At 66.5% G+C, this 16,842-nt stretch carries 12 protein-coding genes; 11 read left to right on the top strand and 1 reads right to left on the bottom strand.

What is annotated here, in order from left to right:
* Positions 1-30 precede the first annotated feature (30 nt).
* Genes ccoN through AC0IYS_RS00760 form a run of 6 tightly spaced genes read left to right on the top strand, consistent with a single transcriptional unit; the run spans position 31 to position 5,169 of the window.
* Entirely contained in the window at positions 31-1,452 is a 1,422-nt protein-coding gene (gene ccoN / locus AC0IYS_RS00785) for a cytochrome-c oxidase, cbb3-type subunit I (protein ID WP_471703399.1), read from the top strand.
* A gap of 14 nt (positions 1,453-1,466) precedes the next feature.
* Positions 1,467-2,093, top strand: a complete 627-nt coding sequence (gene ccoO, locus AC0IYS_RS00780; protein WP_471703398.1) for a cytochrome-c oxidase, cbb3-type subunit II — start codon at positions 1,467-1,469, stop codon at positions 2,091-2,093.
* Between the two features lies 1 nt (position 2,094).
* Complete coding sequence (locus AC0IYS_RS00775) at positions 2,095-2,259, top strand: cbb3-type cytochrome oxidase subunit 3 (RefSeq protein WP_471703397.1); 165 nt, start codon at positions 2,095-2,097, stop codon at positions 2,257-2,259.
* A complete protein-coding gene (gene ccoP, locus AC0IYS_RS00770; protein ID WP_471703396.1) occupies positions 2,252-3,241 on the top strand; it encodes a cytochrome-c oxidase, cbb3-type subunit III in 990 nt (329 codons plus the stop codon). The genes AC0IYS_RS00775 and ccoP overlap by 8 nt, the downstream gene beginning before the upstream one ends.
* A 13-nt stretch (positions 3,242-3,254) precedes the next feature.
* A complete protein-coding gene (gene ccoG / locus AC0IYS_RS00765) occupies positions 3,255-4,640 on the top strand; it encodes a cytochrome c oxidase accessory protein CcoG (protein WP_471703395.1) in 1,386 nt (461 codons plus the stop codon).
* Positions 4,641-4,650: 10 nt separating this feature from the next.
* Positions 4,651-5,169, top strand: a complete 519-nt coding sequence (locus AC0IYS_RS00760) for a FixH family protein (protein WP_471703394.1) — start codon at positions 4,651-4,653, stop codon at positions 5,167-5,169.
* A gap of 141 nt (positions 5,170-5,310) precedes the next feature.
* Here AC0IYS_RS00760 and fnr read toward each other — a convergent pair whose 3' ends face one another.
* On the bottom strand, positions 5,311-6,069 hold the full coding sequence (gene fnr / locus AC0IYS_RS00755; protein WP_471703393.1) for a fumarate/nitrate reduction transcriptional regulator Fnr: 759 nt from the start codon (positions 6,067-6,069) through the stop codon (positions 5,311-5,313).
* Positions 6,070-6,308: 239 nt separating this feature from the next.
* On the opposite strand from fnr, the gene AC0IYS_RS00750 reads away from it, so the two are divergent.
* From AC0IYS_RS00750 to AC0IYS_RS00730, 5 genes are all read left to right on the top strand, one after another.
* Entirely contained in the window at positions 6,309-7,058 is a 750-nt protein-coding gene (locus tag AC0IYS_RS00750; RefSeq protein ID WP_471703392.1) for an alpha/beta fold hydrolase, read from the top strand.
* A 64-nt stretch (positions 7,059-7,122) separates the two neighbouring features.
* Positions 7,123-10,677, top strand: a complete 3,555-nt coding sequence (locus tag AC0IYS_RS00745) for a response regulator (RefSeq protein WP_471703391.1) — start codon at positions 7,123-7,125, stop codon at positions 10,675-10,677.
* A gap of 215 nt (positions 10,678-10,892) precedes the next feature.
* Entirely contained in the window at positions 10,893-13,217 is a 2,325-nt protein-coding gene (locus AC0IYS_RS00740) for a catecholate siderophore receptor Fiu (RefSeq protein ID WP_471703390.1), read from the top strand.
* A gap of 109 nt (positions 13,218-13,326) precedes the next feature.
* On the top strand, positions 13,327-14,007 hold the full coding sequence (locus AC0IYS_RS00735; protein WP_471703389.1) for a Fe2+-dependent dioxygenase: 681 nt from the start codon (positions 13,327-13,329) through the stop codon (positions 14,005-14,007).
* A gap of 183 nt (positions 14,008-14,190) precedes the next feature.
* Positions 14,191-16,575 carry a PEP-CTERM sorting domain-containing protein gene (locus AC0IYS_RS00730; RefSeq protein WP_471703388.1) on the top strand — a complete coding sequence of 795 codons (2,385 nt, stop codon included), beginning with the start codon at positions 14,191-14,193 and terminating at the stop codon, positions 16,573-16,575.
* Positions 16,576-16,842 lie beyond the last annotated feature (267 nt).

Raw genomic sequence — 16,842 nt, 5'->3', positions numbered from 1 at the left:
CATCATCAAAGCGTTCTAAGGGAGAACTTCGTGGACGGGAACTACAACTACAAGATCGTCAAGCAATTCGCGATCGCAACGGTAGTCTGGGGCATCGTCGGCATGCTGGTGGGGGTGATCATCGCCGCCCAACTGGCCTGGCCGGCGCTGAACCTGGACATCCCCTGGCTGACCTATGGCCGCCTTCGGCCGCTGCACACAAACGCTGTCATTTTCGCGTTCGGCATCTGCGGCCTGTTCGCCACCTCATATTATGTGGTGCAGCGGACCTGCCAGGTCCGCCTGTTCTCGGACAAGCTGGCCGCCTTCACCTTCTGGGGCTGGCAGGCGGTGATCCTGAGCGCCGTCGTGACCTTGCCGATGGGCCTAACGCGCGGCAAGGAATACGCCGAGTTGGAATGGCCGATCTCGATTTTGATCGCGGTGGTCTGGATCTGCTACGCGATCGTGTTCTTCGGCACGCTGCTCAAGCGCAAGGTCAAGCACGTCTACGTCGCCAACTGGTTCTTTGCCGGCTACATCATCGCCGTCACCCTGCTGCACGTGGTCAACGGCGCTAGCATGCCGGCCTCGGCGTTTAAATCCTACTCGGCCTACTCGGGCGTGCAAGACGCGATGATCCAGTGGTGGTACGGCCACAACGCGGTCGGCTTCATCCTCACCGCCGGCTACCTGGGCATGGTCTACTACTTCATCCCCAAGCAGGCCGAGCGTCCCGTGTACTCGTACCGCCTGTCGATCGTGCACTTCTGGGCGCTGATCTTCACCTATATGTGGGCCGGCCCGCACCACCTGCACTACACCGCGCTGCCGGACTGGACGCAATCGATCGGCATGGTGTTCTCGCTGGTGCTGCTGGCGCCGTCGTGGGGCGGCATGATCAACGGCATCATGACCCTGTCGGGCGCCTGGCACAAGCTGCGCACCGACCCGATCCTGAAATTCATGATCGTCTCGCTGTCGTTCTACGGCATCGCCACCTTCGAAGGTCCGATGATGTCGATCAAGACCATCAATTCGCTGTCGCACTACACCGACTGGGGCATCGCCCACGTCCACGGCGGCGCGCTCGGCTGGGTTGGCTTCATCACCATGGGCTCGATCTACTACCTGCTGCCGCGCCTGGCCGGCCAGCAAAAGATGTGGAGCACCAAACTGATCGACCTGCACTTCTGGGTCGCCACCATCGGTATCGTGCTCTACATCGCCGCCATGTGGATCGCCGGCGTCATGCAGGGCCTCATGTGGCGCGCGGTCAATCCCGACGGCACCCTGACGTACACCTTTGTCGAGGGCGTCAAGGCCACGTATCCGTACTACGTGGTGCGTTTCGGCGGCGGCCTGTTGTACCTGGGCGGCATGTGCCTGATGGGCTACAACACCTGGATGACCCTGCGTAACCGCGAGACCGCCGTCGCGCGCATTCCCGCGCTGGCCGCCGGTCACGCCTGATATCGGAGCACAAGATGAAATTTTCACCGAATTTTAAACATGAATGGATCGAGAAAAACCCCTGGCTGCTGATCGCGCTGGTGACCCTGGTGGTCAGCGTCGGCGGCGCCGTCGAGATCGTCCCGCTGTTCTTCCAGAAATCTACCACCGAGCCGGTGGCGGGGTTGAAACCTTATTCGCCGCTGCGCCTGGCCGGACGCGATGTCTACGTGCGCGAAGGCTGCTACAACTGCCATTCGCAAATGGTGAGGCCGTTCCGTGCCGAGACCGAGCGCTACGGCCACTACTCGGTCGCCGGCGAGTTCGTCTACGACCGGCCGTTCCAGTGGGGTTCCAAGCGCACCGGGCCGGATCTGGCGCGCGTGGGCGGCCGCTACAGCGACGAATGGCACCGCACCCACCTGGCCAGTCCGCGCGACGTGGTGCCGGAATCGAACATGCCGAACTATCCATGGCTGGCGAAAACCGCGCTGGTGCCGGCCGAGATCGTGCCGAAGATGCGCGCGCTGAAGCGCCTGGGCGACCCGTACACCGACGCCGAGATCGCCGCCGCGCCGGAAGAGCTGAAAGACAAGACCGAAGAAGACGCCCTGATCGCCTATCTGCAAGGCCTGGGCACATTAATCAAGACGAGGAACTAGCATGGCTATCGAGAACCTGTTTGACCGCGCCAGCAGCGTGATGACGGTGGTTTCCTTCATCACGTTCGCCGGCATCCTGTGGTGGACGTTCATCGCCAACAAGGAAGCCGACTTCGCCAAGGCGGCGCAGCTGCCCTTCGACGACGAGGAGAACGGCCATGGCTGATTTCACCAACGGTTTCTGGGACCTGTACATCGTCGTGCTCACCCTGCTCGGCATCGCCGGCTGCGGCATCCTTCTGTATTCGCAGGCCAAGGTCAAGCTGGCCAAGGACAAGGACGGCAAGATCGGCACGACGGGCCACACCTGGGACGAGGACTTGACCGAACTGAACACGCCGATGCCGCGCTGGTGGATGTGGCTGTTCTATATCACCATCATCTTCGCGCTGGCCTACCTGTTCCTGTATCCGGGCCTGGGCACCTACGCGGGCAAGCTGGGATGGAAATCCTCGGGCCAGTACCAGGCCGAACTCAAGCAGGCCGAGTCCGAGTACGGCCCGCTGTTCGCCCAATACCAGAAGCAGGACCTGAAAAAGGTCGCCGCCGATCCGAAGGCGCACGCCATCGGCCAGCGCCTGTTCCTGACGTACTGCGCGCAATGCCACGGTTCGGATGCGCGCGGCAACAAGGGCTTCCCCAACCTGACCGACAACGACTGGCTGTTCGGCGGCGCGCCGGCAACCATCAAGGAAACCATCCTGCACGGACGCGTCGGCGTGATGCCGCCGATGGGCGCCGCGCTCGGCTCGGACAAGGAGGTGGAAAACGTCGCCCACTACGTGCTCAGCCTGTCCGGCTCGACCGCCGATCCGATCAAGGCGGTGTTCGGCAAGGGCAAATTCGGCGCCTGCATGGCCTGCCACAGCGCCGGCGGTACGGGCAACCAGGCGATTGGTGCCCCGAATCTGAGCGACAAGGTCTGGCTGTTCGGCGGCAGCGCCGAGACCATCATGGAAACCATCCGCAAGGGCCGCAACGCTACCATGCCGGCGTTCGAGGACTTCCTCGGCGACGCCAAGGTGCACGTGCTGGCGGCGTACGTGTGGAGTTTGTCCAACGACGTCAACGCGCCGGAATCGTCGCCGGTTCCACCGGGTCCGGCGGAAGCGCCGGCCGTCGCCGCCGCCACGCCTGCGACGGAATAAACGAACGAAGATTATGAACTCGCCTGAGACCCAAGTCGTCCCCATGTACGCCGCGCGGGAGGAGATCTACCCGCGCGAGGCCTCGGGCCGCTATGCCCGGCTGCGTTGGCTGTTCGTCTGGCTGACGCAGCTGGCGTTCTACTGCACCCCGTGGTTGCAATGGAACGGCCGCCAGGCCCTGCTGTTCGACCTGGGCGCGCGCAAGTTCTACATCTTCGGCCTGGTGTTGTGGCCGCAGGATTTCATTTACCTGGCCGCGCTGCTGATCATCTGCGCCTATCTGCTGTTCCTGGCGACGGCAGTCGCGGGGCGCGTGTGGTGCGGCTTCGCCTGTCCGCAAACGGTGTACACCGAAATCTTCCTGTGGATAGAGCGCAAGATCGAAGGCAAGCGCAGCGCGCGAATCGCGCTCGACCGCCAGCCGCCGTCGGCGTCCAAGTTCGCCAAGAAAAGCGCCAAGCACCTAGCCTGGGGCGCGGTGGCGCTGTGGACCGGTTTCACGTTTGTAGGCTACTTCACGCCGATCAAGCATCTGGCCGGCGAGGTGCTGACGTTGAGCTTTGGCCCATGGGAATGGTTTTGGGTGGTGTTCTACAGCTTCGCCACCTACGGCAACGCCGGCTGGATGCGCGAGCAGGTGTGCAAGTACATGTGCCCGTACGCCCGCTTCCAGAGCTCGATGTTCGACCGCGACACCTTGATCATCACCTACGCCGGCGAACGGGGCGAGCCGCGCATGCCGTTGTCGAAGAAGGCGGCCGGCAAGGGCGGCGACTGCATCGACTGCTCGATGTGCGTGCAAGTGTGCCCGACCGGCATCGACATCCGCAACGGCCTGCAGTACGAATGCATCGGCTGCGCCGCCTGCGTCGACGCCTGCAACGGCGTCATGGAAAAGGTCGGCCTGCCGCGCGGGCTGATCCGCTACAGCACCGAGCGCGCCATGACCATGCACTACACGCCGATGCAAATCCGCCGGCGCACCCTGCGTCCCCGGGTGCAGATCTACGCCGCCATCCTGGCGCTGATCGTGGCCGCCGTCGGCACTGCGCTGTACCTGCGCGTGCCGCTCAAGCTGGACGTGATCCGCGACCGCGGCGCCATGGGGCGCGAGGTCGAGGACGGCATGATCGAAAACGTCTACCGGCTGCAGATCATGAACACGTCGGAGCTGGCGCAGACCTACCGCATCCGCGTCAGCGGCATTCCAACGCTGGCCCAGGTCACGCCGGAGCTGGTGCGGGTCGAGGCCACCGACACCAAGGCGCATCCGATCCGGCTGCGCACGGCGCATGGCGCCGCCCATCCGGGCTCGAACAAGATCGCCGTCGAACTGACGTCGGTCGACGACCCGTCGCTGCATGTGAAGGAAGACGCGGTATTCATCGTGCCGCGCTAAGGAGAGCATTATGACCGTATCGGTATCGCATGGCACGGCAACGCCGTGGTGGAAGCAGCGCTGGCCGTGGCTGCTGATGGCGGGGCCGGCGATCGTCATCGTCGCCGGCGTCTACACCGGCTACCTGGCCTTCACGCGGCAGGACGCGCTGGTGGTGGGCGACTACTACAAGCAGGGCAAGGCCATCAACCAGGACTTGCGGCGCGACCGCCTGGCCAGCTCGCTGGGGTTGTCGATGTCGATCGGCTACGACGCCACGCAAGGGATGCTGGCCGGCCAGCTGCGCCGCAATAGCGACGAGCACGGCAAGACGGAACGCTTGTTCGTGCGCCTGTCGCACGCCACCTTGCCGGCCAAGGATATCCAACTGGTGGTGCGGCCGGACGAATTCGGCCGCTTCCAGATCAATCTGCCGATGCTCGAGCGCAGCCGTTGGGTGGTGCTGGTGGAAGGCGAACAGCGCGACTGGCGCCTTGCCGGCGCCTGGAGCTGGCCGGCGCAGCGTAGCGTGACCCTGCGCGCGGAATAGTTCCGCAAACGGTGGAGGGCACGTGGAGACACGTAGGGCGGATTAGCGTAGCGTAATCCGCCAAGCTCCGTCGGCGGCGCATGCATGGCGGATTACGGCTTCGCCTAATCCGCCCTACGTGTCTACATGGTCATGTCACCGCTAGTGACAGGTCTGCGTGCCGGCCGTGATGGCTTTGAGCATGGGCGGGTCGAGCAGTTCGATTTCGCGGTTGCTCACGCGGAGCAGGCCTTCCTTCTTGAACTTCGACAGCAGGCGGCTGATGCTTTCGATCGTCAGGCCCAGGTAGTTGCCGATCTCTTCGCGCGACATGCGCAGCTGGAAGGTGTTGGGCGAGTAGCCGCGCGCCTCGTAGCGCGACGACAGGTTGACCAGGAAGGCGGCGAAGCGCTGCGTCGCCTGCATATTGCCCAGCAGGAGCATGACGCTTTGCTCGCGCGTGATCTCCTGGCTCATCATGCGGTGGAAATGCCGCAGCAGGGTCGGCATGTCGGCCAGAAGCTGTTGCAGGCTGCCGAACGGAATCTCGCACACCTCGCTGTCCTCCAGCGCGACGGCGGTGCAATGGTGCAGGTCGGTGCTGATGGCGTCCATGCCCAGCAGCTCGCCGGCCATCTGGAAGCCGGTGATCTGCTCGGCGCCCTCGCGGTTGACCTGGTAGGTCTTGAAATGCCCGAGCCGGATCGCGTACAGGTTCACGAACGGATCGCCGATGCGGAACAGGGTGCTGCCGCGCGCGACCTTGCGGCGGCGCCCGATGATCTGGTCGAGCCGCTCCATGTCTTCGTTGCCCAGTCCCATCGGCAGACACAGCTGATGCATGCTGCAGTTGGCGCAACTTGCCTTCAGGATGTCGATGGTGGCGCCGGGCAGCACCAGTGCGGGGAGGTCTCTTATCATGCCCCCAGTGTAGACCATTAGTCGCCGCTTTTGGCCGATGCCGCACTGTGCCGATCAGGTATTCGCCTTGCTGACAGCCTTGCTTGCAAGCGTTTTCGTACCGGCGGCCATGGGACCGCAAAATATTTTCGACATTCGGTCAAATTTATATTGCGCGCTATTAGATTGTTCGCTATAGTTCAACTCAAGCAAGTAGCACACTACTTAATCGCAAACAACCAACCTCGAAAGGAATCACCATGAAACGCTCGATCATCGCCGCCGCCCTGCTGGCCTCCACCGTCCTGACCGCCCAAGCCGCCGCGCCGGCCGCCGACACCACCGTGGTACTGGTGCACGGCGCCTTCGCCGACGGTTCCAGCTGGGAGAAAATCATCCCGCTGCTGCAAGCGAAGGGCTTGAAGGTGGTGGCCGTGCAAAACCCGCTGACCTCGCTGGCCGACGACGTCGCCGCCGCGCAGCGCGTGATCGACGCGCAAACCGGTAAAGTAGTGCTGGTCGGCCACTCGTGGGGCGGCACCGTGATCACCGAGGCGGGCACCAGCGACAAGGTCAAGGCGCTGGTCTACGTGGCCGCGTTCGCACCGTCGGCAGGCCAGGCCACCGCCGACCTGGGCAAAGACTACGCCGTGCCGCCAGGTATCGCCACCCTGCAGGCCGACGCCGGCGGTTTCCTGTGGCTGCCGACCGCGTCGGTCTCCGCCAACTTCGCCCAGGACGTCGCGCCGGCCACCGCCGCGCTGATCGCCGCCACCCAGGGTCCGATCGCCGCCAAGGCCTTCGCCGACAAGACCACCGTAGAGGCCTGGAAAAACAAGGCGAACTATTACATCGCCGCGTCCGACGATCGCATGATCGATCCGGCCCTGCAGCAAGCGTTCGCCAAGAAAATCAACGCCACCACTATCACGCTGAAATCGAGCCATGTGCCGATGGTGTCGCAGCCGCAAAAAGTCGCCGACGTGATCATCTCCGCTGCCCAGCGTTAATATTGTTGCCAAGGTCGGGCATTGATAGGAGAATTCCTGAGCACTTCCGTAGTTCTCCGATTTCATGTCCGACCCGCCCGACAAGGATGAAATGAAGCCACTTGGCATCAAGGCTAAAGTTGCGCTGGCGACCAGCATCACGTCGATCCTGATGATCGCGCTGGTGACCGTGGTTCAGATGCAACGCATGAAGGCGGACTTCACCAAGGTGCTTTTGACCCAGCAAACGGCGCTGATCGGCCGCACCGCCGAGGAACTCGACGACAAGCTGACCATGCTGCTCGACATCATCGCGCTGTCGGCGCGCCATCAGCCGGTCGAGCTCGCCAACTCCACCGAGCGGCTGCGCGCCTACTACCAGGACCGCGCCGTGCTGGCGCTGTTCGACGATCTGCTCGTGCTCAGCCCGCAAGGCGTGGTGATCGCCGACGTCCCGGTCCGGCCCGGCCGGGTCGGCATCGACGCCTCCGACCGCGCCTACTTCCAGACCGTGATGCGCACCCGCAAACCGCTGGTCGCCGAGCCAGTGATCGGCAAGTCCCACAAGCAGCCGATCGTGCAGATGGTGGCGCCGGTTCTCAACGCCAAGGGCGAGGTGGTGTGCGTGCTCAACGGCGTGCTGCGCCTGTACAAGGACAATGTGCTGGGCCACCTGCGCACCGCCAAGGTCGGCAAGAGCGGCTACTTTTTCGCCCTCACGCGCGGCGAGCATCCGGTCTACGTGCTGCATCCGGACGCCAGCCGCCTGCTGCAGCCGCGCCAGGCCGGCGCCAACGCCGCCACCACGCGCGCGCTGCGCGACGGCTTCGAGGGCACGGTCGAGAGCATCAACGGCAACGGCGAGCGCGCCCTCAACAGCTACAAGGCGCTCAAGTCGGTCGACTGGATCCTGGCCGCCTCGCTGCCGGCCGAAGAGGCGTTCGAGCCGTTCGAGGGCGTGCTCTCGCGCGTGCTGCTGTGGAGCGTGGTGGCCTCGATCCTGGCGGCGGCGCTGATCGGCTGGCTCACCCTGCGGCTGCTGGCGCCGCTCATCCGGCTGCGCGATGCCATCGTCGCGCTGCGCGGCGACGCCACCCATTTCGCGCCGCTGCCGGTGCGCACCGACGACGAGGTCGGCCAGCTGACGGCCGCCTTCAACAATCTGATGCGCGACCGGCTGGCGGCCGACGCGCGCCTGCAAAGCCTGGTCGAGTTCGCGCCCAACGCGATCGTCGTGGTCGGCGTCGACGGCCGCATCGAAACCTTCAACCGCGAGGCCGAGCGCCGCTTCGGCTACGGCCGCGACGAAATCCTCGGCCAGCCGCTCGAGACGCTGGTGCCAGTGGCCTTGCGCGAACAACACGCCGCGCACCGCGTCAAGTTCTTCGCCGACCGCCTCAGCGCCGAGCCGGTGCGCATGGGCGGCGGCGCCACCTTGCTGGGCCTGCGCCGCGACGGCAGCGAGTTCCCGATCGAAATCAACCTGAGCGCGGTGCGCACCGACCAGGGCACCAAGGTGCTGGCGGTGATCTCCGACATCACCGAACGGCGCCGCCTGCAGCTGGAAGTCGAGGCCCGCGCCCAGGAGCTGGAGCGGGAGCGCGACCGCGCCGAGGCCGCCAACCGCGCCAAGAGCGAGTTCGTGGCCAACATGAGCCACGAGATCCGCACGCCGATGAACGCGGTGCTGGGCATGGCCTACCTGCTCGGCAACACCACGCTGACCACCCAGCAGCGCAAGTACCTGAACATGGTCAAGGTGTCCGGGCAATCGCTGCTGGGCATCCTCAACGACGTGCTCGATTTCTCCAAGATCGAGGCGCGCCACATGGAGTTGTCCCCGGTCGAGTTCAGCCTGGACGACACCATGAACTCGCTGGCGACGATGATGACGATGAACGCCGGCGACAAGGAACTGGAGCTGGCCATCAGCGTCGAGCCGTCGGTGCCCAAGCGGCTGCGCGGCGATTCGATGCGGCTGCAGCAAATCCTGGTCAATTTGGCCGGCAACGCCATCAAGTTCACCGAGCAGGGCGAAGTGGTCGTCAGCGTCGAGCTCGACGCGCGCAACGCGCCCAACCCGCAAAGCGCGCTGCTGCGCTTCGAGGTGCGCGACACCGGCATGGGCATGACCGAGCAGCAGCTGGCGCAGTTGTTCCACGCCTTCTCGCAGGGCGACCAGAGCATCACGCGGCGCTTCGGCGGCACCGGCCTGGGCCTGGCCATCACCAAGCGCCTGATCGAACTGATGGGCGGCCAGATCGCCGTCCACAGCACGCCGGGGCAGGGCTCGACCTTCTTCTTCAGCCTGCCCTTCGAGGTGTTGCCGGAGCGGCCCGAGGAACGCCGCAAGCCGGCACTGGGCGACCTGCGCCTGCTGGTGGCCGACGACAGCCGCACCAGCCGCGAACTGATCGCCAAGCTGATCCGGGCCTGGGGCTGGCAGGCCGACGAGGTCGATTCCGGCGCGGCCGCGCTCGCGCAGTTCCGGCTCGGGCTGGAAACGGAGCGCGCCTACGACGTGGTGCTGGCGGACTGGCACATGCCCGGCATGGACGGGCTGGCCACGGCCAAGGGTATCCGCGCGGCCGCGCCCGACAAGAAGCAGCCGATCGTGGTGATGGTCAACGCCTTTGCCCGCGACCGCATGGAGGATATCTCCAACGCGCCCGAGGCCGACGTGGTGCTGGTCAAGCCGATCACCAGCTCGAACCTGTTCGACGCGCTGCACCAGGCGCTGGTGACCAAGGCCGACGCCAGCGTGCAGGCGGCGGCCGACCAGGGCATCGCCGGCAGCCTGGCCGGCATGCATTGCCTGCTGGTGGAAGACAATCTGCTCAACCAGGCGGTGGCGCGCGGCATCCTCGAGCTGGCCGGCGCCACGCTCGATGTCGTCGACAACGGCCAGCAGGCGGTCGACCGCATGAGCGCCAGCCCCGGCGTCTACGACCTGGTGCTGATGGACATGCAGATGCCGGTGATGGACGGCTTCACCGCCACCCGCCTGTTGCGCCAGGAGTTGAAGCTGGACTTGCCGATCATCGCCATGACGGCCGGCGTGCTCGAATCGGAGCGCGAGCGCAGCCTCGAAGCCGGCATCACCGATTTCATTCCGAAGCCGATCGAGGTCGAGGAAATGCTGGCCGTGCTGCACCGGCATTTTCCCGGGAAAGCGGCCAAGCCGGCGGCGGCGGAGGCGCAGGCGCAGGCCGACGCCGCCCCGCCGCCGGCGCCCGCCCATGCGCCGGTCAAGCTGGTCACCTCGCCGGTGCCGGCCGGCGAGGCCGGCGCCTTCAACATCGACAGCCTGGTGCGCGTGATGGGCCGCGACGCCAAGGGCCGCGCGGTGATGGTCAAAATGGTGCGCGGCGCCATCGACAGCGGCATGGAACCGGTCGAGCAGGCCGCCGCGGCGCTGCGCGAAGGGCGCCCGCGCGACGCCGCCCGCCTGTTCCACGGCCTGCGCGGCGCCGTCGGCGTGCTCGGCGCGCGGCGCCTGATCCAGGCCACCATCGACGCCGAGACGGCCATCAGCGAAGGACGCGGCGAGGAGCTGGCGCAGCGCGTCGACGCCGTGCGCGCCGAGCTCGAACAAACGCTGGCCGAGGCCCGCGCCTGGCTCGAGCGTCAAGCGTCGTAACCGGCACTTCAACACCCCGCCCGGCTTCCCGCCCCCGCCAAATCCGTTGCCTTCTGCCACCACGTGAATAGTATTGATAACAATTCGCATTTACGTTTAGGCGTTTTATTGTTACACTCTCACTAATCAGTAAAGATTTCCCGGCTGTCAGACCCAGGTTGGCAACACTTCAGCAACACTTCCCGCCGCCGGCCTCCCTTCGATTAGATGAAAGAATGGCAATGATCAAGAGTCGCAAACACACGCAAGCGCGCTTCAACCAACACATGAGTGCGGCGCTTGCCGTGATGCTGCTGCCGGTCGCGGCAGCCGCCCAGCAGCAGCAAACCATGCCCGAAGTGACGGTGCAGGGCACCGCCGAGGGCATCAAGGCCGACAAGGCCTCGTCCGTCAAGTACACCGAGAAGCTGGTCGACACCGCCCAGACCATCACCGTCATCAAAAAAGAATTGATCGAACAGCAAGGCGCCGTCACCCTGACCGAAGCGCTGCGCAACACCCCTGGCGTGGGCGCCTTCTTCCTGGGCGAGAACGGCAACACCAACACCGGCGACGCCATCTTCATGCGCGGCTTCGACGCCTCCGGCAGCATCTACGTCGACGGCGTGCGCGACATCGGCTCGATCTCGCGCGACACCTTCAACATCGAACAGATCGACGTGCTCAAGGGCCCGGCCGGCACCGACAACGGCCGCAGCTCGCCAACCGGTTCGATCAACCTGGTCAGCAAGCAGCCGCAGCAGGAAAACGCCTACCTCGGCGCCGTCACCTTCGGCAGCGGCAAGCAAAAACGCGCCACCGCCGACCTCAACCAGGTGCTCGACGCCGACAGCGGCACCGCCTTCCGCGTCAACGTGCTGGGCCAGGACTCCGGCAACGCCGCGCGCGACGTCGTCGAGAACAAGCGCTGGGCCGTGGCGCCGTCGGTCGCGTTCGGCCTGAACGGTCCGACCCGCGTCTACCTGAACTACCTGCACGTCAAACAGAACAACATCCCCGACGGCGGCGTGCTGACCATCGGCCTGCCCGGCTACAGCGCGCCGGTGCCGACCACCGGCGGCACGCCAGCGTCGCGTGCGGCCGAGGCCGTGCGCCTGGCGCCGCTCAACAGCGCGCCGCGCGTCGATCCGCGCAACTTCTACGGCTCCTCGTACGACCACGACGACGTCACCGCCGACATGGCCACGGTGCGCATCGAGCACGACTTCGCCGGCGGCGTCAAACTGCAGAACACCACCCGCTTCGGCAAGACCGAACAGGATTACCTGCTGACCTCGTTCATGGCCACCGCCGCCAACCTGGTGCTGCCAAGCGCCGATCCGCGCAGCTGGCAGATGCTGCGCACCAACACGACCTTCCGCGACGCCACCAACAAGGTGTTCACCAACCAGACCACCGCCACCGCCGAATTCGCCACGGGCGCGCTCAAGCACACCATGGTCGGCGGCATCGAGCTCATCAGCGAGAAGCAAACCCTGTACACATGGGCGCCGACCGGCGGCACCGGCCTGCCGATCACCAGCATCTACTATCCGGATCCGGCGACGTCGTTCAAGCTGACCTTCGCCCGCAACGGCGCGCAAAGCCGCGGCACCACCGACACCCAGAGCGCCTACGTGTTCGACACCATCAAGATCGGCGACAAGTGGATCCTGAACGGCGGCGTGCGCCTCGACCACTACACCACCGAGTACGACGCCGTGGCGCTGCAGGCGGCGGTGACCCCGCCGGCGGTGCAGCCGCTGCCGGTCGGCACCCGCATCCCGACCTCGCTCAAGAAGAGCGACAACCTGATCAACGGTAAATTGTCGGCGCTCTACAAGCTCACGCCTGAAAGCAGCGTCTACGGTCTGGTGGCGACGTCGAAGGCGCCGCCGGGCGGCACCAACTTCACCCTGAGCACGGCGGCCAACAATTCGGCCAACGTCAACTACGATCCGCAGGAAACCACCAACTACGAGTTGGGCGGCAAGTGGGACCTGCTCAAGCAGAAGCTGTCGCTGTCGGCCGCGCTGTACCGCACCGACGTCAAGAACGAGATCGAAGTCGATCCGACCAACGCGGCCGTGTTCTTCCAGAACGGCAAGAAGCGCGTCCAGGGCGTCGAGCTCGGCGTGACGGGCGAGATCACCCGCGGCTGGATCGTCAGCGCCGGCTACACCCGCATGTCGACCAAGGTCGAGAAGGGCCGCTCGGTGCTGGCCAACGGCGAAGAGCAACTGGCCTACACGCCCAAGCAAGCGTTCACGTCGTGGACTTCGTACACCCTGCCGATGGGCCTGACGGTCGGCGGCGGCGTGCGCTTCTCCGACAAGCTGCTGCGCGGCACCGACGGCGCCGTCGGCACCCCGGCCTACATCGATTCGTACTGGGTCGCCGACGCCATGGCGTCGTATCCGATCAACAAGAACATCGATGTGCGACTGAACGTGTACAACCTGACCGACAAGGAATACGCTGCGGCGATCAACAAGTCGGGCTACCGTTACACGCCGGGCACGCCGCGTTCGGCCAGCCTGACGGCCAACATCAAGTTCTAAGGTAAGCTTGTAAGGTTTAAGCAAAAGGGCCCTTCAGCCGTGTTGCTTGCCCCGCCCTCGCCGGCGGGGCTTTTGTTTTTCCGGACCCACTGTTTCGAGGAGTTTCACCATGATGCTGCACATCCCGGGCGTGTTGCGCCGCGAACAGGTCGCCGCCATGCGCGGCCGCCTGGACGCGTCGGACTGGATCGACGGCCGCTCCACCGTCGGCGCCCAGGGCGCCCAGGTCAAGCAGAACCGGCAACTGCCGGAGACGTCGCCGCTGGCGCTCGAGCTGGGCCGCATGGTGCTGGCGGCGCTGGCCGACTGTCCGCTGTTCTTCTCGGCCGCGCTGCCGCTGCGCACCATCCCGCCGCTGTTCAACAGCTACGCCGGCGGCGAGCACTACGGCGCGCACGTGGACGGTTCGATGCGCCGCATCCCCGGCAGTGGCGAGTGGGTGCGCACCGACGTTTCCTCGACCCTGTTCCTGAGCGATCCGGACGACTACGACGGCGGCGAGCTGATCGTCACCGACGCCTACGGCGAGCACGAGGTCAAGCTGCCGGCGGGCGACCTGATCCTGTATCCGTCGACCAGCATCCACCGGGTCGAGCCGGTCACCCGCGGCGCCCGCGTGTGCGCGTTTTTCTGGACCCAGAGCATGGTGCGCGACGACATGCGGCGCGGCATGCTGCTCGAGCTGGACCAGAACATCCAAAGCCTGCGCGCGCGCCTGGGCGACTGCGCCGAACTGGTCGGCCTGACCGGGCATTACCACAATTTGTTGCGCCAATGGAGCGAGGTGTAGGCCCGGCCGGCACATAGCTGGTGCCGGGTGGCTACGCTTTCGCAACTCCGCAACAGTTCCCGTTAAAAGAATATAAAAAAGTCTAGCAATTTTGAGCACACTGGCTAAACTGCCAATTCACGGGTGGCTGGGGTAGCGCGATCGCGCGCCAACGCGGCTTTCCGTCCATTCACGGAGAACTCCATGGTCAGCGTACAAGGCACCCGCCCCCAACCCCAACCCCGTTCCCATTTCCGTTTCCGTTCCAGGCGCCTGCGCACCGGGCTGCGCCTGATACCGCTGCTGTGCGCGGCGTGGGCCGGCAACGCCGCGGCCATCGACGTGATCTACCAGGGGCCGCCGGGCGGCAGCGGCCTGACCGGCGCCGCGCCGGGCGCGGCCGGCGGCAACGGCATGACGGCGCCCTCGGCCGTTCGGGCGGAGTTCAGCCTCGACCTGGCCAACACGATGGCTGTCACCGGCGGCAAGGGCGGCGACGGCGGCAACGGCGCGCCCGGCAACGCCAGCGTGCTGGGCGGCAACGCCGGCGCCGGCGGCGATGGCGCCTTCACCATCGGCTCGCTGACCGCGACCCTGATCGCGGGCCCGGCCTCGGTGGCGGTCTCCAGCACCGGCGGACTGGGCGGCAACGCCGGCCAGCCCGGCGGCCGCAACGGCGGACCGGGGCCGGGCCAGGGCGCCATCGGCGGCAAGGGCGGCAACGCCAACGCCAGCGCGGCCCTGATCACCTCCGCCAACACGCCAGGCCAGGTGGCCGCAAGCGCCACCGGCGGCCAGGGCGGCGTGGGCAGCGCCGGCTTTGCCAGCGGCAACGGCGGCGCGGCCACCAGCAACGCCCGCGCCATCAGCATCGGCAGCGCGCCGTTGCAACTGACGTCGAGCGCCACGGGCGGGGTCGGCGGCGCGGCCCTCTTTGAAAGCGCCCAGGCGGGCGCCGGCGGCGCGGCCAGCGCCACCAACGGACTCGGTCTTCCGGGTTCCGGCGTGCTTGACCTGACCATGCTGACCACCGCCACCGGCGGGCGCGGCGGCGACGCCAACTTCGACTTCGAGCTGGCGCCGCACGCCAACGGCGGCAACGGCGGCACGGCAACGGTCAGCAATACCGCCGCCTACGCCGGCAACACATTGACCCTGGCGCAGACGGCCACCGGCGGCGCCGGCGGCGCCGCCCTGTTCGGCCAGGCCGGCCACGGCGGCAACGCCACGTCGACGATCGCGCTGTCGTCGGGCGCCGCATCGACGGTCAACGTGGCCGGCACGGCCATCGGCGGCCAGGGCGGCGCCGCCGTGGGCGGCCCGTTCGGACCCGGGCCCGACTATGGCGCGCCCGGCGGCGGCGGCTCGGCCAACAGCCAGCTGTCGCTGACCTCGTCGGCGACCGGCTGGAACGCCCAGATCACCGGCACCAGCACGGCCATCGCGGGCCTGAAGGGCGAGGGCTCGTTCCTCGCCCGCGACGGCGGCGCGGCCGACGCCGTGTCGGTCGTCAATGGCGGCGGGCGCGTGACCAGCCTGGCCGACGCCACCGGCGAATATGGCTCCGGCGCCGGCGGCCAGGGCAATGCCCAGGCCACGGCCAACGCCAACTACATCGCCATCGCCCGCGCCAACGCGACCGGCGGTGGCGCCTACTTCAACGGCGGCGCCGGCGCCTACGCCACCGCGACGGCCCGCGCCGGCTACTTCGCCAGCGCCGAAGCCACCGCCAACCCCGGCTCCGGACGCTTCGGATGGACCGACGGCGGCTCGGCCTCGGCCCAGGCGGTCGTGACCCGCGCCGCCGGCGATACCGCGCCGGTGTCGCCGACCCAGCCTTCCGAGGCGCGCGCCCGCGCAGTAGCCACCCGCATGGGCAGCATCGTCGAGGCGCGCAGCACCTACAACGACCTCGGCCGGGGCGCGGCGGTCACCACGCGCGCCGTCGGCGATCAGCCTGCGCTGTACACCCCCGAGGCGGCCAGCGCCGCCAATGTCGGCGGCGCGGCCTACGGCCCGTGGACGCCCGAGCAGGGTCCCGGACCGACGATCGCTTCGTACGCCAGCGCGCTGCCCACCGCCGCCTCGGTGGCGCCCATGATCGCGTCGTCGGCCGAGGTGGCCACGGCGTTCGCCGACGCCACCACGCTGGCCGCCGGCACGATGGCCGGCGTGTTCGCGCCCCGGCCCATTACGGCCAGCGCGCAATTGAACCTGCCGTTCGGCGCGGGCAACCACTTGCTGCTGGCGCTGGTGCAGCCGTTCCTCTCGCCCTTCAACGACAGCAGCTTCAGCTTCTCCGTCGCCAACGGCGGCGTCTCGCTGTATTCGGGCAGCTTCACCACCCTGGCCCAAGCCGACGCAGTGTTCAACGGCCACGTGCTGGACCTGGGCGCCGTCAACGCCAACAGCCTCGACCTGCTGATCACCTTCACCCTCGAGAGCGGCCTCTACGGCTTCAGCTATCTGGTCGGCCAGGGCCCCGCGCTGGCACCGGTGCCGGAGCCGGGCACGTGGCTGTTGCTGATGCTGGGCCTGGCCCTGCTGGCCTGGCGCGCCGGCGCGTTCAAGAGCCGTGTGAACGCGTGAGCGCCGGCTTACATACTGCAAGCCACCGACTGTTTGTCCACTACAGATACGCCCTTATGCCATAAGGGCGTATGCGAATCCGCGCCGATGCCGACTGAAAGCAACGCTCCCCCTCGCCATTCCTGAAAATACTTGCCACACGTCACGCTAACGTGACATGATCAAGATCAGACTTTTGTTTCATGGTTGCGCATTTCGAAAGGGAATGTGGTCGCGATGGTGGTGGATTTCTCCTCATGCCCGCAATGGGCACGGCAGGTAGCAGCT

It is taken from the genome of Duganella sp. AC237, from assembly GCF_979254035.1.
Note: the sequence above shows the minus strand (reverse complement) of the source record. Positions and strands in the feature narration are given on the sequence as shown.

Coding starts and splice junctions, on each gene's coding strand:
- AC0IYS_RS00745 (WP_471703391.1), top strand. CDS start 7,123: ATGTCCGACCCGCCCGACAAGGATGAAATGAAGCCACTTGGCATCAAG.
- AC0IYS_RS00760 (WP_471703394.1), top strand. CDS start 4,651: ATGACCGTATCGGTATCGCATGGCACGGCAACGCCGTGGTGGAAGCAG.
- AC0IYS_RS00740 (WP_471703390.1), top strand. CDS start 10,893: ATGGCAATGATCAAGAGTCGCAAACACACGCAAGCGCGCTTCAACCAA.
- ccoO (WP_471703398.1), top strand. CDS start 1,467: ATGAAATTTTCACCGAATTTTAAACATGAATGGATCGAGAAAAACCCC.
- AC0IYS_RS00750 (WP_471703392.1), top strand. CDS start 6,309: ATGAAACGCTCGATCATCGCCGCCGCCCTGCTGGCCTCCACCGTCCTG.
- AC0IYS_RS00735 (WP_471703389.1), top strand. CDS start 13,327: ATGATGCTGCACATCCCGGGCGTGTTGCGCCGCGAACAGGTCGCCGCC.
- AC0IYS_RS00730 (WP_471703388.1), top strand. CDS start 14,191: ATGGTCAGCGTACAAGGCACCCGCCCCCAACCCCAACCCCGTTCCCAT.
- ccoP (WP_471703396.1), top strand. CDS start 2,252: ATGGCTGATTTCACCAACGGTTTCTGGGACCTGTACATCGTCGTGCTC.
- AC0IYS_RS00775 (WP_471703397.1), top strand. CDS start 2,095: ATGGCTATCGAGAACCTGTTTGACCGCGCCAGCAGCGTGATGACGGTG.
- fnr (WP_471703393.1), bottom strand. CDS start 6,069: ATGATAAGAGACCTCCCCGCACTGGTGCTGCCCGGCGCCACCATCGAC.
- ccoG (WP_471703395.1), top strand. CDS start 3,255: ATGAACTCGCCTGAGACCCAAGTCGTCCCCATGTACGCCGCGCGGGAG.